This window comes from Shewanella sp. ZOR0012, assembly GCF_000798835.1.
In the GTDB taxonomy this organism is placed as follows: Bacteria; Pseudomonadota; Gammaproteobacteria; order Enterobacterales; family Shewanellaceae; genus Shewanella; species Shewanella xiamenensis.
This window is the reverse complement of record NZ_JTLE01000094.1, coordinates 3,605,625-3,628,983: the sequence shown is the minus strand read 5'-3', so window position 1 is coordinate 3,628,983 and position 23,359 is coordinate 3,605,625. Positions and strand designations below refer to the sequence as shown.

At 47.4% G+C, this 23,359-nt stretch carries 21 protein-coding genes and 1 other RNA gene; 12 read left to right on the top strand and 10 right to left on the bottom strand.

Annotation, left to right across the window (positions count from 1 at the left end; translation table 11 throughout):
- The first annotated feature begins 115 nt into the window (after nucleotides 1-115).
- Complete coding sequence (locus L976_RS17535; RefSeq protein WP_037414323.1) at nucleotides 116-1,057, top strand: Dyp-type peroxidase; 942 nt, start codon at nucleotides 116-118, stop codon at nucleotides 1,055-1,057.
- A gap of 64 nt (nucleotides 1,058-1,121) precedes the next feature.
- On the opposite strand, the gene L976_RS17530 is transcribed toward L976_RS17535, so the two are convergent.
- Nucleotides 1,122-2,024 carry a LysR family transcriptional regulator gene (locus L976_RS17530; protein WP_037414325.1) on the bottom strand — a complete coding sequence of 301 codons (903 nt, stop codon included), beginning with the start codon at nucleotides 2,022-2,024 and terminating at the stop codon, nucleotides 1,122-1,124.
- Between the two features lie 119 nt (nucleotides 2,025-2,143).
- On the opposite strand from L976_RS17530, the gene L976_RS17525 reads away from it, so the two are divergent.
- Nucleotides 2,144-2,776 (top strand): NAD(P)-dependent oxidoreductase, encoded by a 633-nt coding sequence (locus L976_RS17525; protein ID WP_037428474.1) that lies wholly within the window; start codon nucleotides 2,144-2,146, stop codon nucleotides 2,774-2,776.
- Nucleotides 2,777-2,897: 121 nt separating this feature from the next.
- Here the strand turns inward: L976_RS17525 and argR are convergent, their stop codons facing one another.
- Entirely contained in the window at nucleotides 2,898-3,368 is a 471-nt protein-coding gene (argR, locus tag L976_RS17520) for a transcriptional regulator ArgR (protein WP_011071072.1), read from the bottom strand.
- A gap of 290 nt (nucleotides 3,369-3,658) precedes the next feature.
- Between argR and mdh the strand changes: the two genes are divergently transcribed.
- Nucleotides 3,659-4,594, top strand: coding sequence for a malate dehydrogenase (gene mdh, locus L976_RS17515; RefSeq protein ID WP_037414331.1), 936 nt, complete (start codon nucleotides 3,659-3,661; stop codon nucleotides 4,592-4,594).
- A gap of 95 nt (nucleotides 4,595-4,689) precedes the next feature.
- Here the strand turns inward: mdh and L976_RS17510 are convergent, their stop codons facing one another.
- Nucleotides 4,690-5,079 carry a thiol-disulfide oxidoreductase DCC family protein gene (locus L976_RS17510; RefSeq protein ID WP_047538797.1) on the bottom strand — a complete coding sequence of 130 codons (390 nt, stop codon included), beginning with the start codon at nucleotides 5,077-5,079 and terminating at the stop codon, nucleotides 4,690-4,692.
- 211 nt (nucleotides 5,080-5,290) lie between these two features.
- On the opposite strand from L976_RS17510, the gene folM reads away from it, so the two are divergent.
- Nucleotides 5,291-6,010, top strand: coding sequence for a dihydromonapterin reductase (folM, locus tag L976_RS17505; RefSeq protein ID WP_047540670.1), 720 nt, complete (start codon nucleotides 5,291-5,293; stop codon nucleotides 6,008-6,010).
- An 81-nt stretch (nucleotides 6,011-6,091) separates the two neighbouring features.
- Here the strand turns inward: folM and L976_RS17500 are convergent, their stop codons facing one another.
- The 3 genes from L976_RS17500 to L976_RS17495 form a co-directional block, all read right to left on the bottom strand.
- Nucleotides 6,092-6,778: a 5-formyltetrahydrofolate cyclo-ligase gene (locus L976_RS17500; RefSeq protein WP_047540667.1), complete on the bottom strand. Its 687-nt coding sequence runs from the start codon at nucleotides 6,776-6,778 to the stop codon at nucleotides 6,092-6,094.
- 7 nt (nucleotides 6,779-6,785) lie between these two features.
- Nucleotides 6,786-6,966: non-coding RNA, 6S RNA (gene ssrS / locus L976_RS22925), on the bottom strand.
- 114 nt (nucleotides 6,967-7,080) lie between these two features.
- Nucleotides 7,081-7,383, bottom strand: coding sequence for a cell division protein ZapA (locus tag L976_RS17495; protein WP_037414335.1), 303 nt, complete (start codon nucleotides 7,381-7,383; stop codon nucleotides 7,081-7,083).
- Nucleotides 7,384-7,608: 225 nt separating this feature from the next.
- On the opposite strand from L976_RS17495, the gene L976_RS17490 reads away from it, so the two are divergent.
- The 6 genes from L976_RS17490 (at nucleotide 7,609) to gcvP (ending at nucleotide 15,687) form a co-directional block, all read left to right on the top strand.
- Nucleotides 7,609-8,184: a UPF0149 family protein gene (locus L976_RS17490; RefSeq protein WP_047538794.1), complete on the top strand. Its 576-nt coding sequence runs from the start codon at nucleotides 7,609-7,611 to the stop codon at nucleotides 8,182-8,184.
- Nucleotides 8,185-8,290: 106 nt separating this feature from the next.
- Nucleotides 8,291-9,514, top strand: coding sequence for a 2-octaprenyl-6-methoxyphenyl hydroxylase (ubiH, locus tag L976_RS17485; RefSeq protein ID WP_047538790.1), 1,224 nt, complete (start codon nucleotides 8,291-8,293; stop codon nucleotides 9,512-9,514).
- Between the two features lie 36 nt (nucleotides 9,515-9,550).
- Nucleotides 9,551-10,768 (top strand): FAD-dependent monooxygenase, encoded by a 1,218-nt coding sequence (locus tag L976_RS17480; protein WP_047538787.1) that lies wholly within the window; start codon nucleotides 9,551-9,553, stop codon nucleotides 10,766-10,768.
- 398 nt (nucleotides 10,769-11,166) lie between these two features.
- Nucleotides 11,167-12,261, top strand: coding sequence for a glycine cleavage system aminomethyltransferase GcvT (gene gcvT / locus L976_RS17475; RefSeq protein ID WP_047538785.1), 1,095 nt, complete (start codon nucleotides 11,167-11,169; stop codon nucleotides 12,259-12,261).
- A gap of 25 nt (nucleotides 12,262-12,286) precedes the next feature.
- Complete coding sequence (gene gcvH / locus L976_RS17470; protein ID WP_011071083.1) at nucleotides 12,287-12,676, top strand: glycine cleavage system protein GcvH; 390 nt, start codon at nucleotides 12,287-12,289, stop codon at nucleotides 12,674-12,676.
- 122 nt (nucleotides 12,677-12,798) lie between these two features.
- Nucleotides 12,799-15,687 carry an aminomethyl-transferring glycine dehydrogenase gene (gene gcvP / locus L976_RS17465; RefSeq protein WP_047538779.1) on the top strand — a complete coding sequence of 963 codons (2,889 nt, stop codon included), beginning with the start codon at nucleotides 12,799-12,801 and terminating at the stop codon, nucleotides 15,685-15,687.
- 350 nt (nucleotides 15,688-16,037) lie between these two features.
- Here gcvP and L976_RS17460 read toward each other — a convergent pair whose 3' ends face one another.
- The 3 genes from L976_RS17460 to L976_RS17450 form a co-directional block, all read right to left on the bottom strand.
- On the bottom strand, nucleotides 16,038-18,359 hold the full coding sequence (locus L976_RS17460; RefSeq protein WP_047538776.1) for an NB-ARC domain-containing protein: 2,322 nt from the start codon (nucleotides 18,357-18,359) through the stop codon (nucleotides 16,038-16,040).
- A gap of 135 nt (nucleotides 18,360-18,494) precedes the next feature.
- Complete coding sequence (locus L976_RS23545) at nucleotides 18,495-19,421, bottom strand: nuclease-related domain-containing protein (RefSeq protein ID WP_047538774.1); 927 nt, start codon at nucleotides 19,419-19,421, stop codon at nucleotides 18,495-18,497.
- A 358-nt stretch (nucleotides 19,422-19,779) separates the two neighbouring features.
- The gene (locus L976_RS17450; RefSeq protein WP_037414354.1) at nucleotides 19,780-20,025 is read right to left on the bottom strand and encodes a DUF3297 family protein; all 246 of its coding nucleotides are present in this window, start codon (nucleotides 20,023-20,025) and stop codon (nucleotides 19,780-19,782) included.
- Between the two features lie 289 nt (nucleotides 20,026-20,314).
- Here L976_RS17450 and L976_RS17445 point away from each other — a divergent pair, with 289 nt between their 5' ends.
- Nucleotides 20,315-20,704 carry a ribosome recycling factor family protein gene (locus L976_RS17445; RefSeq protein WP_047538769.1) on the top strand — a complete coding sequence of 130 codons (390 nt, stop codon included), beginning with the start codon at nucleotides 20,315-20,317 and terminating at the stop codon, nucleotides 20,702-20,704.
- A 158-nt stretch (nucleotides 20,705-20,862) separates the two neighbouring features.
- Here L976_RS17445 and L976_RS17440 read toward each other — a convergent pair whose 3' ends face one another.
- Nucleotides 20,863-22,527: a methyl-accepting chemotaxis protein gene (locus L976_RS17440; protein ID WP_047538765.1), complete on the bottom strand. Its 1,665-nt coding sequence runs from the start codon at nucleotides 22,525-22,527 to the stop codon at nucleotides 20,863-20,865.
- Between the two features lie 333 nt (nucleotides 22,528-22,860).
- On the opposite strand from L976_RS17440, the gene L976_RS17435 reads away from it, so the two are divergent.
- Nucleotides 22,861-23,103, top strand: coding sequence for a hypothetical protein (locus L976_RS17435; protein ID WP_047538762.1), 243 nt, complete (start codon nucleotides 22,861-22,863; stop codon nucleotides 23,101-23,103).
- The last annotated feature ends 256 nt before the right edge of the window (nucleotides 23,104-23,359 follow it).

The window sequence follows — 23,359 nt, the reverse complement described above, 5'->3', positions numbered from 1 at the left end:
CTCAAAAGGCCTTTACATCACAAAGACGGACAAACTGTGCGTTACTTAATGTCATTTTCAGGTAAAGTTGCGGATAATATTGCCGAAAATGAATCGACAACAGGGTGATAACCAGATGGATATTCAAAATATGCCGCGTGAACAGTTAGGTGTGTGTGCAGAGGGAAACTTACATAGCGTCTATTTGATGTTTAATGCGAGCGACAACGATAACGTTGAATCGCAATTGCGTCCCTGTATTGCCAACGTTGCGCAGTATATTTATGAGTTGACGGATCAGTATTCCGACAGTGCATTCAATGGTTTTGTGGCCATAGGCGCCAACTATTGGGACAGTCTCTATCCCGATGCTCGCCCCGAAATGCTTAAGCCTTTCCCGGCGATGCAGGCGGGTAACCGCGAGGCGCCTGCTATCGAATACGATCTGTTTGTGCATCTTCGTTGCGATCGTTACGACATTTTGCATTTAGTCGCCAACGAAATCAGCCAAATGTTCGAAGACTTAGTCGAGCTAGTGGAAGAAGAGCGCGGCTTTAGATTTATGGATAGTCGCGACTTAACGGGCTTTGTCGATGGCACCGAAAACCCGAAAGGGCGTCATCGCCAAGAGGTCGCCTTGGTTGGGGATGAAGACCCTGAATTTAAGGGCGGCAGCTATATTCACGTACAAAAGTACGCCCACAACTTGAGTAAGTGGCATAGATTACCGCTTAAAAAGCAAGAAGATATTATCGGTCGTACCAAGCAAGACAACATCGAATACGAGTCGGAAGATAAGCCATTAACCAGCCATATCAAGCGGGTAAACCTCAAGGATGAAAACGGCAAGTCCATCGAGATTTTGCGCCAGAGCATGCCTTACGGCTCGCTCAAAGAACAAGGCCTGATGTTTATTTCAACCTGCCGCACGCCGGATCACTTCGAGAAGATGCTCCATAGCATGGTGTTTGGTGATGGTGCGGGTAATCACGATCACTTGATGCACTTCACCAGTGCGTTAACTGGCTCGTCGTTTTTCGCCCCAAGCTTAGATTTTTTGATGCAATTCGATAATTAACCCTTAGCAAATCACGACTAAACGCACTGAGCCTTAAAGCCTCAGTGCGTTTTTGTTTGTGGGCTTAACTCGCCGCTGTCCACTTATTGATATCGAGCTGCCATTGCTGAGCGGTAAAATCGATAAAGGCGCGCACTAGCGCTTGTTGGTAGCTGCGAGATAAGTACACGGCCCAGAGGGTTTGGCCTGGTGCCGTGTATTCGGGGAGCACTTCTTGCAGTTGACCGCTGGCCAGATATTGATTAGCTAAGTCACAGGGCAAGTAGGCAATGCCATGCCCGCGCAACGCGGCGCTGACCAGCACTCCCATTTCATTGGCCATCAGATTCCCCATAGGTTTTATCAGCTCACTCTGTTGCTCCTTGAGTAGCTGCCAATGTTGCTGCGAACTATGGATAAGGCAATTATGGCTGAGCAGATCGTTAGGGACGGTTAACGGCTCGGCTTGAGCCAAGTAACTGGGCGCGGCGCACAGCACAGCATCTATGCTCATCAATTTACGGGCAATTAAATTCTCATCGGGCTGCTCGGTATAGCGCAGTGCCACGTCCACCCGCTCATCCACTAATTGAGCAAAACTGTCCGACATTAACAGCTGAATATTGACCTTAGGATGCAATTTTATAAAGCGATCGACCACATCAAACAGACTGTGCTGCCCAAGTCCGACAGGCGTGGCAATACGAATACTGCCGACTAATTCAGTGTTATGACTATGGGCGCGGCTTTCCATTGCGGCGACTTCGCTCAGCACCCGCTGACAATATTGCAGGGCTTCTTCACCCTGTAAGGTCAGGCTAACGCTGCGGGTGGTGCGGTGTAGCAGGCGTAAACTGAGCCACTGCTCAATTTCTTGAATATGGCGAGAAACCTGTAAACGACTGAGGTCGAGGTGTTCTGCGGCCTTAGTAAAGCTGCCACAGTTGGCCACTTCGATAAAGCTACGCATGGCGGCGATTTTATCCATATATAATTACACCCATTAGTATCTCAATCTGAAACAATCCTGCTCATTTATCGATATTTATCACGCTAAGTATCGCAAGTAAACTGGTCTCAATTTAAATCAGCAGTGAGACTTATCAAATGAAAATTGCAGTATTAGGTGCATCAGGTTGGATTGGCGGAACCATTTTAAATGAAGCCTTAAGCCGTGGTCATGACGTCGTTGCCTTAGTGCGTGACCCAAGCAAGCTTGGTGAAACGGCGGCAGAAGTGCGTAGTGTTGACCTGACTCAGCCATTAACCGCTGAAACCTTTGCAGGCGTGGATGTGTTAATTGCTTCAGTGGGCGGCCGCGCCGAGCAGAATCACGGCTTAGTGGCGAAAACCGTTAATAATCTATTAGCCGTATTGCCACAGGCTAAAGTGCCACGTTTATTGTGGGTCGGTGGGGCTGGTAGTCTAGAAGTGGCACCGGGAGTAACCTTGGTTTCAAGCCCAGATTTCCCGCCCGCTTATAAGGATGAAGCTCTGGCTCAAGGTGAAGCATTAAAGGCATTTCGCGCCGCCAACACCACTGTTAACTGGACTTTTGTCAGCCCAGCGGCAGAGATCTACCCTGGTGCAAGCGAAGGCTCTTACCGTTTAGGTGGCGATAGCTTCTTTACCGATGCAAATGGCCGTAGCCGGATTTCGGTGAGTGATTACGCCAAAGCCATGCTCGATGAAGCAGAAAAAGCGGCGCATCCCAATCAAAGGATCAGTGTGGCTTACTAAGGCTGAGGAGTTTCGGCTAAATACTGTAACGTAAGCGGGACACAAGCCCTGAAATTAGGGTAATCCTGGACTGAAAAGCGTACAGTGGAAATAGAACAGGTCAGCAAGCTGACCTGTTTTTTTATTCTGCGTAGTTGAATAAAGATTTGATGGTTTCCAAGGTATCGGCGATATCTTGAATGCTAGATGGACAAATAAAGATCGTATCGTCACCCGCAATGGTTCCCAAAATCCCTTCAGGTTTACCGATGGAGTCTAACAAACGAGCAATTAATTGTGCGGCGCCTGGGCTAGTGCGGACAACAATCATCGCTTGGTTATGGTCAACATCGAGTACTAAATTCTTTAACGGGCTGCCCGCAGTGGGCACGCCTAATTCGGCAGGTAAGCAATAAACCATCTCTTGCTTAGCGTTGCGAGTGCGCACTGCACCGAACTTGCTGAGCATACGAGACACTTTAGATTGGTTTATATTAGTAAAGCCTTCTGCTTGCAAGGCGGTGACGATTTCACTCTGGGAGCCAAAGCGCTCCTCTTTTAAAATCGCCTTAAAAATTCTAACAAGGTCATCCTGATTCTTGGTCGTTTGCATAGTCTTATTCTTTATTCAAAAAAACAGGCTTATTCTGAATAGTTTTGGTTAAACTGTCAACAAATAACCATAATGACTGAATAAAAATGCAATTAACTCAATTTATGCTAATTCATTTATAAATGTATTTGTTGAACTAGAGTAAATATTCAACATTGCAACGCGCTGTTTTAGTAAATCTTTGAATCAACGACTAAGGGATAATTGAAATTAGCGTGACATTCCAGTAATGTGACGCCAACGCAAATTAGATCCATGTCACACATATCCGAGAAATAACGGAGATAACTATGAAAGTTGCTGTACTTGGTGCTGCTGGTGGTATCGGCCAGGCTCTTGCCCTACTGTTAAAAACTCAATTACCTGCGGGTTCTCAACTGTCTCTATACGATATCGCACCGGTAACTCCGGGTGTTGCGGTTGACTTGAGCCATATCCCAACTGCGGTTGAAATCAAAGGTTTTGCTGGTGAAGATCCAACGCCTGCCCTCGTGGGTGCTGACGTTGTGCTTATCTCTGCTGGTGTTGCACGTAAGCCTGGTATGGATCGTTCAGATCTGTTCAATATCAACGCAGGTATCGTTCGCAACCTGATCGAGAAAGTGGCTGTTACTTGCCCTAAAGCGCTCGTGGGTATTATCACTAACCCAGTAAACACTACAGTTGCTATTGCTGCTGAAGTGCTGAAAAAAGCAGGTGTTTACGATAAGAACCGTTTATTCGGCGTGACCACTCTGGACGTTATCCGTTCTGAGACTTTCATCGCTGAATTAAAAGGCTTAAACGTTGCTGACGTTAAAATCAACGTGATCGGCGGCCACAGTGGCGTGACTATTCTGCCATTACTGTCTCAAGTTGAAGGCGTGACTTTCTCTGATGAAGAAGTCGCTTCTTTAACTAAACGTATCCAAAACGCGGGTACTGAAGTGGTTGAAGCTAAAGCCGGTGGCGGCAGCGCGACGCTGTCTATGGGTCAAGCGGCATGCCGTTTCGGTATGTCTCTGGTTCGTGGTCTGCAAGGCGAAGCTAACATCGTTGAATGTGCTTACGTTGACGGCGGCAGCGAGCACGCTGAATTCTTCGCTCAACCAGTATTGTTAGGCAAAAACGGTATCGAAAAAGTACTGCCTTACGGTGAAGTGAGCGCATTCGAAGCTAACGCCCGTGATTCTATGTTAGATACGCTGAAAGGCGATATCAAACTAGGCGTTGATTTCGTTAAGTAATTCTTCTGAATTATGAGAAAACGGAGCCGAATGGCTCCGTTTTTTTATGCTTTAAACTTTGTTCTCTAAACAGGGGTTCTTAATCTTGAGTCTCGCTATTTAGGCAGTTGGCATTGGCTGTCACAGCGAGCTTTACCCGTCAGTAGATAGGAAATACGGTATCTGTGCTTGGCGAATCTCAGGTAGCACCAATCCGCAATAGGTTTGATAAGCGGTAAGCGTAGCACTTGTACCCAAGGGCGAGTGCCTGTGAGCGCCCATGCTTTGCAAGTGACATCGAGCCCGAGCAGCACTTGGCCGGAGGCGGTTTCGCCATGGAGAATGGTATTGGCGTAGTCTTTATCGATATAGCTGAATCTTGAGCTGAAATTGTCAGCATTAAGATCCACCAGTTCAATTCTGTCATCGGGATCGCGCGCTTTGAGTTGACGCATTTCGGCGCTACATAATGGGCAATTGCCATCGAAAAAAATCCGCAGTTCCATTAGGTCTACCTCTTACTGTGTGTCCCTGAGTATACGCAGTTGTCAGGCATTTAGATCGACATGTTTTCGGTTTTAATTGTTATACACTCTTGGCTAGAGGCATTAAGCTATTGCGATGAGTGACGTGATTGTGTGATTACGTGATTGTGCGATTAACAATCTGCCAAATGCGTTTGCTTTTAATCAGTGCTTGGCAAATAACAGGATGGATATGACAGCTCCCATTATTATCACTGGCGTGGGTAAACGTATTGGTTACGCCCTCGCGAAACACTTGCTCGCCCAAGGGCACAAGGTGATTGGCACCTATCGCAGCCATTATCCCAGCATCGATGAGTTGCAGTCTTTGGGCGCGACCTTAATCCAATGCGACTTTTACGATAATGCGCAGCTCCAAACCCTGATTGAGCAATTGAGCCAATACCCCAAAATCCGCGCCATTATCCATAATGCCTCTGACTGGCTGCCAGACAACAGCCCAAGCCTTGCCCCCCATGAGGTGATGCAGCGCATGATGCAGGTGCATGTGAGCGTACCCTATCAAATGAACTTGGCGTTAGCCCCGCAGCTACAAGCGGGAGCCGAGGGCGAGATTGGCGCCAGCGATATTATCCATTTCACTGACTATGTGGCCGAAAAGGGCAGTGCCAAGCACATGGCTTATGCGGCCAGTAAAGCAGCGCTAGATAATTTAACCTTATCTTTTGCGGCTAAATTAGCGCCCGAGGTCAAAGTGAATGCGATTGCTCCGGCGATGATCCTTTTTAATCCAAGTGATGATGAAGCCTATCGGCAAAAGACCTTAGCCAAGGCCATTTTGCCCAAAGAAGCTGGAAATCAAGAGATTATCGCCTTGGTGGATTATCTATTGGCGAGCCGCTATGTCACTGGGCGTAGCCACAATGTCGATGGTGGGCGGCATTTAAGGTAAAAAAGAATCTAGATTTTAGGTTCTAGGTCCTAGGTCCTAGGTCCTAGAATCTAGTTATCTAGCACCTAGCACCTTCTTTATTCAAAACTCCCATACTCGACTTGGGGTGATGATAGCGGGCAAGGGCACATCCCAATGTTCGCATGGCAGGCTCGGTACTTGTTGGCAATCATGGGCATACCCCATGGGCAGTGGTTTGCCTTTGCTGTGCCAATTAGCTAGCGTTCTGTCGTAATAGCCGCCGCCCATGCCCATACGATTACCTTGGATATCAAAGGCAACGAGCGGGGTGATCACCACATCGAGTCGCTCAATCGGCATAACGTTACGCACATCTAGCCGTGGCTCTAAAATACCGAATTGATTCGGTAGCATTACCGAGTCGGCGTGGTAATGCAAAAACAATAATTGCCCAGCATTAAAGGGGTGCAGCCGTGGCAGATAGGTTTGAATCCGCTGTTGCCAAAGCGCTTCGATAAGCGGAGCTGTTGCCAGTTCGCCATCGTGGGTGAGGTAAAGCGCGACATGCTGGGCCTTCAGCGCGCTGAGCTTTTCGAGCATTCGCTGACATGCGGCAAGGCTTGCCTCGGTTTGCACCTCTGTCGAAAGCGAGCGGCGGGCTAAACGGATTTGTTTGCGTAATTCGGCTCGGCTGAGAGTTGGGCTTAGATTTAGACTTAGCGACTTGGCGTCAATTTCAGGCTGAGTGCCGTGTGGCCCCTTGACTGTTGGGGCCGAAGAGTTCGATACAGGTGAAGTGATAGACATAAATAAGATGCTCCCCAGAATGCCGCTACCGGTGTAGCCCTTGAACCGTAGGTTCAAGGCGGGTAAATGATTACCTCCTAAGGCTTCTCGGTACGAGCCGAGCATGCTCAATGTCAGTAAAGCATTCACCCTGAGATCAAAATTATCGGCACAGGGACATTACCAGTTAGCCTGCATCCCAGGGAGCAAAAACGGTATTGAATCGCTAATCGTTTGGCTTAAAAAAGTATAGGCCAGTTAGCCATTCACTGTGCAACTCTTCTCAGATAGATGGTGCTTGGCACCGAGTGCACAGTCTAAAACTATTTGGTTGAACGCTCAACTAAGGCGTTTTCCAAGGTTGACTGCAACAGGCTGATGCGGTCATCCATTTGTTTCATATAATGCTTATTCTTTTGCTTTTCTTGGTACAACTCGTGGCCAATATTCAGCGCCGCCATAATGGCAATTTCTTCGCGGCTTAAGCTATTAGTGCGATTTTTTAGGGTGGTGAGTTGCTGCTCAACCCCTTGAGCCACAATGCGTAGGGCATCTTCCTGACCTTTCGGACAGGCGATAGAGTAGGTGCGCCCCAGCAGGGTGATTTCAACTGCACTGTTACTCATTCGAAGATGATCCTTTCGTTGGCATCGATAGGGCGGACTATATAGGGCTGATATTAAAAGTGCAAGGTAAGCCGCTGATGGATTGCACATTCGCCGTTTTGTTTGCTGCTTGTGTGAGCAGTTGCCGGAATTTTTATCTTCAACCCTAAGAATGCCGGATCAGAGTTGGTTCAAGTCTTTAACTCTGCTAGCATTGCTGCTGGAAAATTCTGATTGGAATCTGATATGGCGACCCCTCCTTCGTTACGTATCGAAAGCTTAAAAATAGCCCTCGATGCGGCTGAAATTGGTCAGCATCCCGTGGAAGTTCACGGTGCTCTTGTGGGTTTAATCTGCGGTGGTGTAGATCAAACCGGTGATTTGTGGATTAAACCGTTATTTGACCTGATGAACGATGGTCAGCCTTTGCCCGCACCTTTACATCAATTGGTGTGTGAGTTGTTCCAAGACTCGGTTGCTCGTTTGAGTGACTTTGATTTTGGTTTTATGCCATTGCTTCCCGAAGAGGAAGAATCCCTCAGTCACCGAGTTGAGGCGCTATCGCTTTGGACGCAAAGCTTTTTAACAGGCATTGCGATTATCCAGCCTAAGCTCAATAAAGCCTCCGCTGAAGTGCGTGAAGTGATTAAAGATCTGGCCGATATCGCTCAAGTGGAATTCGATGTGACCGACGATGAAGAGTCGGAAACCGCCTATATTGAATTGTTGGAATTTGTGCGTATCGCTGCGATTTTGTGTTACTCCGAGTTTGGCCCTGAGCCGAGCGATGAAGAGAGTGACGATCCTGCGGTGATCCATTAATTCCTAAAAGAGAAAGGCGGAGCGACTCCGCCTTTTAGTGTTTTTCAAATCTAACATCCTGATGGCGAAACGCTTTTAGCCATGCCATAGCTTGAATGAGAACCCCATGACGGTAGCAGAGCACATGGATAATTCAGTTCAAAACGTCGATATTGCCATTGTCGGTGGCGCCATGGCGGGTGCGACCCTAGCGTTAGCTTTGGCGCGTTTGTCTGGTACTGAAAAACCGTTGTCAATTGCCTTAATCGAGGCGCATCTTCCCGATAACAATCACCCCGGTTTTGACGCCCGTTCTATCGCCATTGCCCATGGTTCCATCTTCGAGTTATCCCGTTTAGGTTTATGGCCAAAATTGGCGCATTTAGGCACGGCAATTAAAGATATCCACGTGTCCGATCGCGGCCATTTTGGCATGACGGAACTCAACGCTAGTCAGTTCCATTTAGATGCGCTTGGGCAAGTCGTCGAGCTTGAAAGGGTCGGCCAAGTGCTGTTTAGCGAGCTTAACAAAACTCAGGTTAAGCGCTATTGTCCTGCCAAACTGTCAGTGTTAATTCCCGATATCGACAGCAACACGCTGGTGCTGGATTCCGGCGAGCGGATTTGCGCCAAGCTGGTGGTCGCCGCCGATGGCTTGCAGTCTAAAGTGCGCAGCAGTTTTAATCTGCCCATTACCCAAGTGGCGTTTGAACAAACCGCGATTATCGCCAATCTACAAACCGATAAGCCTCATCAGCACTGGGCCTATGAACGATTTACCGAGACTGGCCCACTGGCGTTATTGCCGATGGCAGATAGCCAAGGCCAGCCGCGTTTATCCCTCGTCTGGGCACTCGATAATCACCGCGCCCAAGCGATGCTCACCGCGCCTAAAGCTGAGTTTTTAGCTGCGTTGCAGCAAGCCTTTGGTTATCGCGCCGGCCAGTTTATCGATGTCAGCGAGCGCCATGCTTATCCGTTAAATCTGTCCTACATGCCAAGGCCAATTCACCATAGATGTGTGTTTATCGGCAATGCGGCGCAGACGCTACACCCGATTGCGGGGCAGGGATTTAACTTAGGCCTTCGGGATGTGGTGAGCTTGCTTGAAGTGCTCAACACTGCGCGAGAGCAGGGTGAGGATATCGGCGGTGTCGCCGTTACCCATGGCTATTTGCAGGCCCGTGAGGCGGATAGAAACAGCACTATTCGCAATATTGAATTTTTAGTCCGTGGCTTCTCTAACCAATATTGGCCCTTGGCCCTTGGGCGTAATCTGGGATTACGGCTGTTATCTTGGTTCCCGCCACTGAAAACCCCCGTCGCTCAAAAAGCGATGGGCTGGAAATAATCATTACTGGTATCGCAACGCGAAAAGGATGTACCCATGTTAAGTTCACAAGCCTATGACATTGCCATTGTGGGTGGCGGCATGGTGGGACTCGCCACCGCGATAGGATTGGCGCAGGCCGATCTTAATGTTGTCGTTATCGATGCGGGCCACACAGAGGCCGTGAGCGGTGAGCCAAGGCTTAGGGTTAGCGCCATCAACAAGGCGAGCCAACGTTTGCTGGAGCACCTCGGCGCTTGGCACTATGTCGATGCCAGCCGCGCGACGCCCTATCAAAAAATGGCGGTATGGGATAAAGACGGTTTTGGCAAAATCGCCTTCGATGCCAGTAGCATCAGTGAACCTAGCCTTGGCGCGATTATCGAAAACGACGCCATCAGCTATGCCCTCGCCAAGCGTGCCAGCGAATTTGACAATATCACCCATATCGAAAACCAACGCTTAGAGCGTATCGCCTTTGGTGAGCGTGAAGCTTGGTTGACCCTCGCCAATGGTGCTGAAATAGAGAGTGTCAGCGCCGCACTCGTGATTGCCGCCGATGGCGCTAATTCTTGGGTGCGTGAACAATGTAAGATCCCGTTAACCTTCTGGGATTATGGTCACCATGCGATCGTGGCGACCATTCGTAGCGAGATGCCACACCTCGCCACCGCCCGCCAAGTGTTTTTGCAGGATGGCCCGCTGGCCTTCTTGCCATTATATGAAGAAAACCTCTGCTCCATCGTCTGGTCTGTGCCGCCCGAGCGCGCCACTGAATTACTGGCAATGGACAAAGTGCAATTTGAGCGCAATCTCACCGCCGCCTTCGATGGTCGCCTTGGCATTTGCAAGCTCGAGAGTGAACGCCAAGCCTTCCCACTGCGGATGCGCTACGCCCGCCATTTTGCCCGCCACCGTTTATTGCTCGCGGGGGACGCAGCCCACACCATTCATCCATTAGCGGGCCAAGGGGTAAACCTTGGCTTCCTCGATGCCGCTAGCATTATCGAAGTGGTTAGCGAATTGCAGCAAGCGGGTAAGGATATCGGTGATTATGCCGAGCTGCGCGCGTTAGAGCGTTGGCGCAAGGCCGATGCGATGGAGATGATTGCGGCGATGGAAGGCTTTAAGCGCCTGTTCGAGGGTTCAAACCCAGTTAAAAAAGCCATTCGCGATCTGGGACTCAACCTCGTCGATAATGTCGCTGGGCTGAAAACAGTGTTCATGCAACAGGCCATGGGTAATAAGTCGTCGCTACCCAAGTTATGTCGCTAGCCTCGGTTGCGCTAATGTGATCAGAATTGCCGCAATTATCAGCGATTTGATTGCAAGCTGCGCAAATCTCGCTTTCGCATGTAAAAAAATTACATGTTGAAGATGAGAAAATCTAATGACACTGGCTTCGGATTAGAAAAATCTCCTGTATACAAATTTGTGACGCAAGGTATAATTTCGCCGCATTTTAGACCCTAGTACTTATACCAATCACGATAAATATCTGATTAATTCAGAGCGAATCAGGCGTTGCAGTGACAGACGCATTGAGACCGAAAGAACCCCTTTCAAATTGATGCATCGTGGAAGTGAAATGCCGATTAGCCAGATATTTAGCCGGATTTGTATCACCCTACGCTAGGCAGAGACCTGAAGAAGGCCGTAAAAAAGGGATAACAATGGCTAATAAAACTGTTCTGTTTAACAAGCACTTAGAATCAAACGCTAAGATGGTCGACTTCCACGGTTGGGATATGCCCCTCAACTATGGTTCACAAATCGAAGAACACCACGCCGTGCGTCAAGACGCAGGTATGTTCGACGTGTCCCACATGACTGTGGTTGATGTGACCGGAACCGACGCTTGTGCATTCCTCCGTAAGTTGCTCGCCAACGATGTGGCCAAACTTAAAGTGCCTGGTAAAGCCTTATACGGCGGCATGTTAGATGACAATGCCGGCATCATCGACGACCTAATCACTTACTACCTCACCGACATTTTCTACCGTGTTGTTGTTAACAGCGCGACCCGCGAAAAAGACTTAGCCTGGATCGCCAAACAATCCCAAGGTTTTGATGTCACAGTGACCGAGCGTCCTGAGCTGGCGATGATCGCCGTTCAAGGGCCTAACGCTAAGGCCAAAGCCGCCGCCGTATTCAGTAGCGAGCAAAATGCCGCAATCGAAGGTATGAAGCCTTTCTTCGGTAAGCAAGCGGGTTCTCTGTTTATTGCGACCACAGGTTACACAGGTGAAGCGGGCTACGAGATCATCGTGCCAGAAGCGGAAGCGGAAGCCCTGTGGCAAGCTCTGTTAGATCAAGGCGTTAAACCATGTGGTTTAGGCGCTCGCGATACATTACGTCTCGAAGCCGGTATGAACCTCTACGGCTTAGATATGGACGAAACCATCAATCCGCTGGCCGCCAACATGGGCTGGACCATTGCATGGGAGCCAACCGACCGTGACTTTATCGGTCGTAAGGCGCTTGAAGCCCTGCGCGATGCGGGAACCGACAAATTAGTCGGTCTAGTGATGGAAGAAAAAGGCGTGTTACGCCATGATATGCCAGTATTTTTCACCGATGCAGCGGGTGTTGAGCAGCAAGGCGTGATCACTAGCGGTACTTTCTCACCTACATTGGGCTATTCTATTGCGATGGCGCGTGTTCCTAGTTCAATTGGGGATACGGCGGAAGTCGAGATGCGTAAAAAGCGCGTGGCTGTTAGAGTAGTAGCGCCAAACTTTGTGCGCAACGGTAAACAAGCATTTTAAAAAAACGGAACAAGGAACAAGAACAATGAGCAATATTCCGACAGAACTGAAATACGCCTCTTCACACGAATGGATCCGCAAGGAAGAAGACGGTAGCTACACTGTGGGTATCACTGAGCATGCTCAAGAGCTGTTAGGTGACATGGTTTTCGTTGAGCTGCCAGAAGTGGGCGACACTGTGACTGCAGGCGACGACTGTGCAGTGGCAGAATCAGTGAAAGCGGCTTCTGACATCTACGCGCCAATCTCTGGTGAAGTGATTGCCGTGAACGAAGCACTGGAAGATTCTCCAGAGCTGGTAAACAGCGACGCTTACGGCGAAGGCTGGTTCTTCCGCGTTATGCCTTCTGATGAATCAGAAGTTGACGCTCTGCTCGATGCAGAAGGTTACCAAGCTGTCATCGACGAAGAATAATCGTCGACGCTAACGAAGCCCCAAGGGGCTTCGTTTGTTTTAGCGCAAGTTTGACATAACAATAGCCCGTTTATCAGTACCCTACAGTCCTGAGCGACGGCAAATCTGGAACAAGGTTTATCATGACCAAGCAAACCCTCACTCAGTTAGAACAGCACGATTTATTCTTACGTCGCCATATCGGCCCGGATAGCATCCAACAACAAGAAATGTTGAACTACGTTGGTGCAGAGTCTCTGGACGATCTGACTGCGCAAATCGTGCCTGAGTCGATCCGTTTAAGCCAAGAGTTGAGCATTGGTGATTCCTGCGGCGAAGCCGAAGGTTTGGCCTACATTCGTGGTTTAGCCAAACAAAACCAAGTCTTCAAAAGCTACATTGGTATGGGTTACTACGGTACCCAAGTGCCTAATGTGATTTTACGTAACGTCTTAGAAAATCCAGGTTGGTACACGGCCTATACGCCCTATCAACCAGAAATCGCCCAAGGCCGTTTAGAAGCCATTCTAAACTTCCAACAAGTGTCGATGGATTTAACCGGTTTAGATTTAGCCTCTGCTTCACTGCTGGACGAAGCGACTGCCGCCGCCGAAGCGATGGCGCTGGCTAAGCGTGTGTCTAAAGCCAAAAAAGCGAACATTTTCTTCGTAGCCGATGACGTATTCCCACAAACCTTAGACGTCGTAAAAACCCGCGCTGAGTGTTTTGGTTTTGAAGTGGTGGTCGGTCCTGCCCATGAAGCAGTAAACCACGAACTGTTTGGTGCTTTGTTCCAATATTCAAACCGTTTTGGTCAAATCACTGACTTCACTGACTTATTCGCCGAATTACGCGCGAAAAACGTGATTGTGACTGTTGCTGCCGACATCATGGCATTAGTGTTACTCAAGTCACCGGGTGCCATGGGCGCCGACGTGGTCTTCGGTAGCGCGCAGCGTTTCGGTGTGCCGATGGGCTTTGGTGGTCCACACGCAGCCTTCTTCGTGGCCCGTGACGAGCACAAACGCTCTATGCCAGGCCGTATCATCGGTGTGTCAAAGGACACCCGTGGTAACCGCGCACTGCGTATGGCGATGCAAACTCGCGAGCAGCATATCCGCCGCGAAAAAGCCAACTCAAACATTTGTACCGCGCAAATTCTGTTAGCGAACATGGCGTCTTTCTACGCCGTATTCCACGGCCCACAAGGCCTGAAAACCATCGCATCACGCATCAACCGCTTTGCTGATATCTTAGCCGCGGGCTTACAAGCTAAAGGCGTGAGCTTAGTGAACAATACTTGGTTCGATACCATCAGCATCAAAGGCTTAGACGTTGCAGCAGTCAATGCGCGCGCGCTGGCCGCTGAAATGAACCTGCGTTTCGATGCTGACGGCATCGTCGGGGTGAGCTTAGATGAAACCACTATCCGCAGCGATATCGAAGCGCTGTTCGATGTGATTTTAGGTGCTGGCCATGGCTTAGACGTTGCCGCATTAGATGCGCAAATCGTGGCGCAAGGTAGCCAATCGATTCCTGCCTCTTTAGTGCGTCAAGATGCCATCCTGAGCCACCCAACCTTCAATCGCTACCAAAGCGAAACCGAGATGATGCGTTATATCAAGCGTCTCGAAAGCAAAGACTTAGCACTGAACTACTCAATGATTTCATTGGGTTCATGCACCATGAAGTTAAACGCTGCGGTTGAAATGATCCCAGTCAGCTGGCCAGAATTTGCCAACATGCACCCATTCTGCCCACTGGATCAAGCCAAGGGTTACACCCAACTGATTGAAGAACTGTCTTCATGGTTAGTGAATGTCACAGGTTACGATGCCGTGTGTATCCAACCTAACTCTGGCGCACAGGGTGAATACGCGGGTCTGCTGGCGATTCGTAAATACCACGAGTCTCGCGGCGAAGCCCACAGAAACATCTGCTTAATCCCACAATCTGCCCACGGTACTAACCCTGCATCGGCGCAATTAGCCGGTATGCAAGTGGTTGTGACTGCCTGTGATAAGCAAGGTAACGTGGATTTAGAAGATCTGAAGGCCAAAGCGGCTGAAGTGGCAGAAAACCTGTCATGTATCATGATCACTTACCCATCGACCCACGGTGTGTACGAAGAATCTATCCGCGAAATCTGCAACATAGTGCACCAGCACGGTGGTCAAGTGTACTTGGACGGCGCCAACATGAACGCCCAAGTTGGCTTAACCTCACCAGGCTTTATCGGTGCCGACGTATCGCACCTTAACCTGCACAAAACCTTCGCGATTCCGCACGGCGGCGGTGGTCCAGGTATGGGCCCTATCGGCGTGAAAGCGCACTTAGCGCCGTTCGTCGCGGGTCACGTTGTAGTGAAACCAGGCCGCGAAAGCGATAACAACGGTGCAGTTTCAGCAGCGCCATACGGCAGTGCTGGCATTCTGCCAATCAGCTGGATGTACATTAAGCTGCTCGGTTCAAACGGCCTGAAAAAGTCGACTCAAACCGCGCTGTTAAACGCTAACTACGTGATGAAGAAGCTGTCTGAACACTACCCAGTACTGTTCCGCGGCCGTAACGATCGCGTCGCGCACGAATGTATTATCGACCTGCGCCCCATCAAAGAAGCCTCTGGCGTGACCGAAATGGATATCGCTAAGCGTCTGAACGACTACGGTTTCCACGCGCCAACCATGAGCTTCCCTGTAGCGGGCACGCTGATGATTGAGCCAACCGAATCTGAGTCTAAGGTTGAACTGGACCGCTTTATCGACGCTATGGTGTCAATCCGCGCCGAAATCGCTAAGGTTGAAGCTGGCGAGTGGCCAGCGGACAACAACCCGCTGCACAACGCGCCACACACTATGGCCGATATTATGGACCCAGCGTTCGATTCACGCCCATACAGCCGTGAAGTGGCCGTGTTCCCAAGTGCTGCAGTGCGTACTAACAAGTTCTGGCCAACTGTGAACCGTATTGATGATGTTTACGGCGACCGTAATTTGTTCTGTGCATGTGTGCCGTTATCAGACTATGAATAAGGGCTGAATAGTACGTTATTCAGATCTAACGTTTGATGAAAAGCGAACCCTTAGCGGTTCGCTTTTTTTATTGGTTAGTTTTAACTCTGCGGAGTTCAGTGCTGCGAATGGGCTATTTTGTGGCTTCTGGCAACTGTACTTCCCAATTGCCTGCCGCAGGCTCTCGCACTGTTACACCAGTGACACGCCGTGGATACGTCCCTGTAGGCTCTACTAAAACATCCATGTTTTAGAAGGTCACTGGTGCAACAATGCCTGTTCTGGTGTAACCATTGAGTGGCGAGTTATGTCTGTCCTGCTTTTCATTACTTTCAATTTTACATTCAAAGCGAATGATAAATTTATTCCGTCTAACAGAAACACTCTATTTCGATCCAGCTAGATAGGTCTGCAGCCCTCATTTTTAGATCTTCTCTCTCAGATTTTAGTATTTTACTTAATGTATAATTGCATTTTTTCAACTTTTGACGGATGTGCCTATCCTTATATTTATCCCTTAGATCTTCAAATTTTGATTTCATTTTTTCCAAGTAGTCTATCGAGCTATCAAAATCTCCATATTTTGAAAAATCATCAGCCCTTCTGTATAAGACTTGAATTTCAGTATCAAGGTACATTTTAAATAGGTGTTCGTCAGCGTTATCTATACTTTCAGAAAGTTGCGTTATGATATCTTGAGTTTTATCAAATTCATGCTGAAATAGATATCCTCTAGCCAAAGATAAAGATATTTCAGCAGAACCCATATCCAAGTCATGAGCCATTTTGAATTGTTCTACAGCTTCATCTACATTCTCTTCAATGTGAAGTAAGAATTTACCAAACCAATAATGTAATTGAGGTGTATTAGGAGAAAGAACAATGGCAAGTTCATATTGCTCTCTTGCATCACTAATATTCCCACTATTCTGATGAAAGTAAGCCATAAAACGTGCCACTTCAAAGTAATCAGGAGCTAATCTTTGTGCTTCCTGTAAAATTTCAAAGGCTAGGTCATGCTCAGCATTTTTAATATGATTTTGTGCGTCATAGAGTTTCCTAGCGATTACTCTATCTGACTTATCTCTAAACTGTATATTCCTTGGAGAATACTTATTCCCAGTTCTTCGACTCATTTGATCTTCAAAAATTGAATTAAGTTTATTCCTCTTATCTCTAATTTCTTTCTGGAATGCTTGTGATGGTTTATGATGTTTTCCTAGATAAGCACGAGCAAGCTCTGATAGCTGATAAGTTGTCTTTACGCTTGCACCTTTTACTATAGATGATTGTAATAGCATGTTTGTAGCCATTAGCTCTTGGATAGCTTTTTGAGCTTCCAACGCCTCGAAATCATTTAAATATGTTAGTTCAGGTATATCTTTTAAACCTTGTGCACATTGCATAGATTTTGTTAATTTCTGTGCATTTGGAGATAGATATTCATAAACATTGGACATACAGAAATCTAAGAAATTATCAGAATTCTGGAGAACTGCTTCAGGACTTAGCCCTGTCTGAACGGAGCTTACAAACCACTTTATATAACTTGGATTCCGATGCATTCTATTGACATAACCGCGAAGCACATTTTCATGCAACTTTGATAAAGCATCAACATTTCGAATTTGTGCAACTGTTCTTAATAATTGGGACGCATAAGACTCTCCAATTCCTTGGAGTTTAATTGGATATTCATAAGCGCCTAAACCTATCCTTGATGTTATTATAATTTTACTACCTTGAGGAAGAGCACCGACAAACTGTCTAATATTTTCATCTAAGATTGTTTCAAGATTATCTATGAATAAAGCAATTTTGAATGTAGCCAAATATTCAATGACCTCTTCAAGATTGTTGTTGTTAAATTCATCGCCAACAACTTGTTTCCCGATCTCTTGGATAACACCTATAGAACTATTAATAGCGCCTTTGATTTCTTTTATTTCATTTAAAGTTATTTGCGTTGTTTTTGACGTTACCCAAACAACTGCATCAAATGGCGAATCTTTTTCTATCAGTTCATATGCTACTTTTAGAGCTAGGGCTGATTTCCCTACACCTCCTTCACCCACTATCGAGATTACTGGAAAACCGCCTAAGCATAGTTTTTTTACTTGTTCAACTTCTTTATCTCGACCTATTAAACCAGTTTCATCAAAATCGGGTATAGGTAGGTTATGATTTATGGATTCATCATCATCATAGTTGAGAATATCTAAGCTAAGTACAAAACTTGGATCTTCTTTAAGCTTGTTTAGAGTTTCATCTATATTTTGCCAAATAAGCGCGTTTTCTGAGTCTAAGAGATTTTTACAAAATTCGCTTACTATAGGTAAATCATCAAAATTCAGTGGCCTAATGTGCATTACTCTATTTCTAATAGAGACAATGGTTTCAAAATTTTTAGTTAGGTTTTTGATCAATTTTGATACGTGTTCAGGAAAATAAGCGCGATTTGTATTTATTGTTGTGAATGTATCACCAAGATCAAAATAGTCGATAATGTCTTGTAACTCTATTTCCCCAAAGAGACTGCCGATATCTTTTTTTATTCGGTCTTTAGATCTAGCTATCAATTGAGTATCTATAATTTTCTCATCGACAATATGTGCTTTGATCAATAAGCGTAAATCCTCTTCTATGGCTGCAATTAGTGCATAAATAGTCATTCTAGTTAGATTAAAAGACACTTTAATTTTCCTTTATAAAAATCGCTAATTTATTGTTAGTACGAGTACATAATTTCATAAAAAACTAGTTGAGTCACAATCACATATCATGCCCTATTTAAATATTAATAATTAGTCTGCCAATGTTATCTCTCATCATTTCCCGACCTCGCTTTTACTTAGGCATCTTTGGGCGACTTGGTAGATGATGGTGTCGACTTGTTGCTGAGTAAGATCTTGGGTTTTCAGTTTCGGGATCGTTCCGACTAATTGTTTGTGGTTTAGGATCGGGAACGGTGGTTTCGATTGACTTGTGACATACCAGCCGGGGAATACTAGCGCTGGGGTGGCGGCGACGGGGGAGCCTGTGGCTTTGGTTAACCATTGGCTGACCCACTTGGCCTGACGCTCGGCTTGTTCTATGGGTTTGGTTTCTGTCCACGAGGGGAAGTTTAAGCGCCCGTCTTTGTAAAATACTTCATAGCCTTTCTTACCAGAACTAGAGCCAGAGCCTCCGCCATTGCCATTGGTTTGGCGTAGGTCTTTATTGCGCTTATGGCGGCCTTTGGTTTCAATCGCGAATACGCCATTTTTGCCGATAACGAGGTGGTCGATATTAAAGCCGTCGGCTTGCACATCGTGAAACACTTGATAGCCCAAGGCTTGTAGGCCGATAAGTTCATTGGCGGTGGCGATTTCTGCCGTATGTCCTAGGCGTAGTTTGGTAAGTTTGGAAAAGTTTTTCCAAGTTTTAATACCGCAATAAGTTAATCCCATTAAACCTGTTAGGGCGTAAACCCAAGGGAATTTCCCGACGGCAATATGTGCTTGAATACTGTTTATTGCAAAGGGGAAACACACTATCATCAGCCCCATCATCATGCTGCCAATTAAATCTAATTGCAGATCTTGGATTTGCTTTTGTAAGCCATAGGCGGGAATACGGCTGAGTTGCTCACGATCAACGGGCAGAGTGACAGTAGCATCGCGGTATTTGAGCAGCGCGTACATTACTCCAATTGTGACGAACATGCTCGAGAGGATGATCACTATCGATAAAAGATTGTTTGTAAAATCTGCCATTTACATCCTTGAAGTAAAAAGGTTTTTCTTTATTCCATAACGCACATATAACGAATGTGCTTTATACCTTGGTGACAGAGGTGGCTTTAAGAGGGGGGAGGCGGATAACTGAGTTGCTGCTTCATCCCTAAATAGCGTGCTCGATATGGGTGTTCGAGTGTGGCTCTGCATTTCCCTAAGTGGCCACACTTTAACCTGCGTTATGTGGTGTAATCAATGCGTTTTATCACAAAAGCTTATTTTAAATAACAACTTGTGAATATTGGGGGTGATGAATTGGTGGGCGTTTGGGTTATGCAGGGCAAATAAAAACGGCCAATCGAATTGGCCGTTATTATTTTCCGTTAGCTGTGGTTGCTTAACGGTAAAATGCTTCTACTGTGCCTTTGATGGTTAACAGTAGCGGTTGACCGCGACGGTCTAAAGATTTGCTTGGTACTTTAACCCAGCCTTCGCTGATGCAGTATTCTTCAACATCGAAACGTTCTTTACCGTTCACACGGATACCCACATCGTATTGGAAGACTTCAGCTACATGGTGGCGGCTGCGTGGGTTAACCGAAAGACGATCGGGTAATGCGGGTTGTGCTGTTGTGTCAGTCATGGTCGTTATCTGTAGTGAACAAAAAGTGCGTTATTGTAGGCAATCCCGCCGCCTTGCTCAAGGACTGTTGTTGTCAGTCTGTGACGCCTGAGCCGCTATCTTGGGCGAGCGGCGCTTAGCGTGAGTTGTTGCATGAGGCTGTATCGTCTTTTGTTCGCACGCCCAGCAGGGTAAACTCTGGCGGCGTTGGCTTAAGGCATCGCGCATAAGGCTTCGCGCTTAACGTTTACGACTTAGTTCGACCCGTTATTCACCCATATTAGACCCAAGGCACAATAGTTAACTTGCCATGCATGAAGATATCAGTATTCCCTTGCCATCACTTATCCATCGCATCGGCCGCGAGGCGGCAAAGCGGGCGCAGGCAATGGCGCTAAAGCACGGCTGCGAGCTTAAGCGGGTGCGCCGCTCCCGTAATTGGAGTATCACGGGGCAAGCTATCGCCATTCAAAGCTACTGCGCCGAGTTAACTGCCCAGAGTGATGCTGCCGAATTTGCCTTTCTGATCAAAAAGATCGATACCGCTTTATTACAACACGCCGATAAGCTTGAACCACTCAGCGCAAAATTGGTTCGCCTGATCAACCAAAACCCCGCCATCACCTTGGGCGAACTGATGCAGCAAACCCAATGCAGCATCAGCGAGGCGCGCCTTGCCCGCTTCGATGCCGAGCTCTGAGCTTGGGCGTGGTCTTTAGCGGGCAGCCACTAAGAAAAAGGCCTCAATTGCTTGAGGCCTTAGGTGGTTAAGGATAGCTATTTATGCCGAATCGACTAACACTGAATCGATTAACACTTAATCGACTAACGCCGATCGCCGACATGAAGTCTTAGGCGTTAAATCTTAAATTGACCCACAAGTTTACCCAGATTCGTCCCTTCCTGTGACACGGTTTGGCTCACTCTTGCTGCATCTTCGCTGGAGTGCAGTAGCTCATTCACAATCTCTTGAATAGCAAACACATTGCGATTGATCTCTTCGGTCACTGAGCTTTGCTCGGTCGCTGCCGTGGCAATTTGGGTGCTCATATCATTGATGGCGGTTACTGCCGAAGTCACCGAGCCTAAGCTTTCGGAGATGGCGCGGGACGAATCCACCGAGCGGATACAACTCTGCTGACTCTCTTCCATGGTTTTAACCGCTAAGCTCACCAGCTTGTGTAGCTCAGATAGCATCTCGTTGATTTCTAATGTGCTTGATTGAGTGCGGCTGGCTAAGCTACGCACCTCATCGGCCACCACGGCAAAGCCGCGTCCCTGTTCACCAGCGCGGGCGGCTTCAATCGCGGCGTTTAATGCCAACAGGTTGGTTTGCTCGGCAATGCCGCCGATGACCGAGAGTACGCTGTTGATTTTTTTGGATTGTTCACTCAAGGATTGAATATTGCTGGCGGCATTATTGATTTGCGCCATCAGTGCCGAAATCTCCTCTAGCGAGGCATCGACACAACGCTGGGCATTGGCCACATCGCCCGTGGCGGCATGGGTAGCCTCGGCCACTTGGGTGGTATTTTGCGCTACTTCACTCGCGGTTGCAGACATCTCTGTAATGGCGGTAACCACTTGATCCGTCTCATTGTTATGGCTGATAAGCTGGCTCGACATCACCTTGGTTTGGTCGTGAATCGCGTTGGCCGCGCTTTTGACTTTGGCGGTCGCGTTTGCGACATCACCAATGATGGTTTGCAGTTTATCGACAAACAGGTTGAAGGAGCGGCCTAATTGGGCGATTTCATCCTCACCCGTCACTGTAAGGCGTTTAGTTAAATCACCTTCGCCTTTGGCAATATCGTTTAAGTTATCGGCCATATTCTTAATCGGCGTCACCATGCGATGAGCTGTCAAAAGGATTACTGCGGCAGTAATTGCCGCCAGTAGCAGGGCAATTAATAACACCCCAAGGGATTTACTCATCATTTGTTCATAGGCGGTTGCACGGTAATCCTCAACCACGGCATCGATATCATCAACATAGACCCCAGTGCCGAGCATCCAATCAGTACCAGGGATCATCATGGAGTAGCCGATTTTTTCGATTTGCTCGTTGGTATTTGGCTTTTGGAAATAAAACGAGAAGTTACCGTCACCGTTTTTCGCGGCATTGAGTAAACCGACAATGATTTTGGTGCCGCGGGGGTCGGTCATATCGATTTTATTTTGCCCTTCGAGATTGGGCATGACCGCATGGAACAGGTTTTTACCTTGGGAATCGTAAATAAAGAAGTAGCCCGAACTACCAAAGCGGATATCACGTAGGGCTTGATTGACATTGCCCTGTTCTTTTAACGATAACTGATATTGCACTATGCCTGCGGCGATTTGGGTGGCTTCTTTGATTTGGGCTTTACGCTCGCCAATCAGCTTTTCTCTAAATGCGGTGACCTCATCGGCAAGAGATTCTTGTTCTACATGGTAGGAAACTGTCATCAGTATGACGAGGGTTAAGAGTAACGGGAACAGCGCTAACAGGAGCAATTTGTTACGTAAACTGAGATTAGACATGCTTAACAACTCCGAAATAAGCCTCTATATTTGCAGGGCAGTATAACTAATCCCCATTCTTCTTAAGTGCTTAAGTTAACAAAAATCTAATGTAACCGACAAAAAAACTTAATGATATTTGACTTAAGGATGAGGGCGGCTCGCAGTACTTCGTTGATCTTAATCAAAGCCTCAATAAGCCAATGCGCTCATTATATTAGTTATTCTTGATGAAATGCGACAGGGCGTTTGTTCGCTTAAGTAGGCAAGAGTCGCAGCTCAAGCTTAATCAAAGTGAGGTGGACAAGGCGAGATGGACACATACCAAATGCGCACACTAAAAGGGGCAGGACTGTGACCAACCAACGGCTGATCACCCTCTTAAAAATCTGTATTAGCATCGGGTTGTGCCTGATTGTGCTTGGCATTTATCTGCATAACTTTAATGTGACCGTTGAAGCCATGGGCGTAAAAGGCATTATTATCAGCGCCGTTTGCGTTGCCGTTGGCATGGCGTTATCCCTGCCGACCAAGATGTATCTCACCTTTTTACTGGTTAAGCGCGAGGCGGATAAGCAAGGCGACGCTGAGCATTAACCCTTAGCCAAACCGCAGTCAATGCCGCAATAAATCCCACTGTTCTTCTTGCTGCTCACGGCATAAAACTCCCGCTGGTGTTTTTTTAACATAATTAACCCAAGACTAATGGTCGAAAAACACCGATAATTCCCCCCAGACGATAGCGCCCAAGGGCAATGCTGTGCGGTAACGGATACGATTACCGCGTTTGAGCATATTGAGTGGAAAAATTCTAATGGAAATCAAAGTTAATTTTCTCGACAACCTGAGACTC

Coding starts and splice junctions, on each gene's coding strand:
- L976_RS17450 (WP_037414354.1), bottom strand. CDS start 20,025: ATGACTGACACAACAGCACAACCCGCATTACCCGATCGTCTTTCGGTT.
- argR (WP_011071072.1), bottom strand. CDS start 3,368: ATGCAAACGACCAAGAATCAGGATGACCTTGTTAGAATTTTTAAGGCG.
- L976_RS17440 (WP_047538765.1), bottom strand. CDS start 22,527: ATGTCTAATCTCAGTTTACGTAACAAATTGCTCCTGTTAGCGCTGTTC.
- gcvP (WP_047538779.1), top strand. CDS start 12,799: ATGACCAAGCAAACCCTCACTCAGTTAGAACAGCACGATTTATTCTTA.
- L976_RS17535 (WP_037414323.1), top strand. CDS start 116: ATGGATATTCAAAATATGCCGCGTGAACAGTTAGGTGTGTGTGCAGAG.
- ubiH (WP_047538790.1), top strand. CDS start 8,291: ATGACGGTAGCAGAGCACATGGATAATTCAGTTCAAAACGTCGATATT.
- L976_RS17525 (WP_037428474.1), top strand. CDS start 2,144: ATGAAAATTGCAGTATTAGGTGCATCAGGTTGGATTGGCGGAACCATT.
- L976_RS17500 (WP_047540667.1), bottom strand. CDS start 6,778: ATGTCTATCACTTCACCTGTATCGAACTCTTCGGCCCCAACAGTCAAG.
- L976_RS17495 (WP_037414335.1), bottom strand. CDS start 7,383: ATGAGTAACAGTGCAGTTGAAATCACCCTGCTGGGGCGCACCTACTCT.
- mdh (WP_037414331.1), top strand. CDS start 3,659: ATGAAAGTTGCTGTACTTGGTGCTGCTGGTGGTATCGGCCAGGCTCTT.
- L976_RS17480 (WP_047538787.1), top strand. CDS start 9,551: ATGTTAAGTTCACAAGCCTATGACATTGCCATTGTGGGTGGCGGCATG.
- gcvH (WP_011071083.1), top strand. CDS start 12,287: ATGAGCAATATTCCGACAGAACTGAAATACGCCTCTTCACACGAATGG.
- folM (WP_047540670.1), top strand. CDS start 5,291: ATGACAGCTCCCATTATTATCACTGGCGTGGGTAAACGTATTGGTTAC.
- L976_RS17510 (WP_047538797.1), bottom strand. CDS start 5,079: ATGGAACTGCGGATTTTTTTCGATGGCAATTGCCCATTATGTAGCGCC.
- L976_RS17530 (WP_037414325.1), bottom strand. CDS start 2,024: ATGGATAAAATCGCCGCCATGCGTAGCTTTATCGAAGTGGCCAACTGT.
- L976_RS17490 (WP_047538794.1), top strand. CDS start 7,609: ATGGCGACCCCTCCTTCGTTACGTATCGAAAGCTTAAAAATAGCCCTC.
- gcvT (WP_047538785.1), top strand. CDS start 11,167: ATGGCTAATAAAACTGTTCTGTTTAACAAGCACTTAGAATCAAACGCT.
- L976_RS23545 (WP_047538774.1), bottom strand. CDS start 19,421: ATGGCAGATTTTACAAACAATCTTTTATCGATAGTGATCATCCTCTCG.
- L976_RS17445 (WP_047538769.1), top strand. CDS start 20,315: ATGCATGAAGATATCAGTATTCCCTTGCCATCACTTATCCATCGCATC.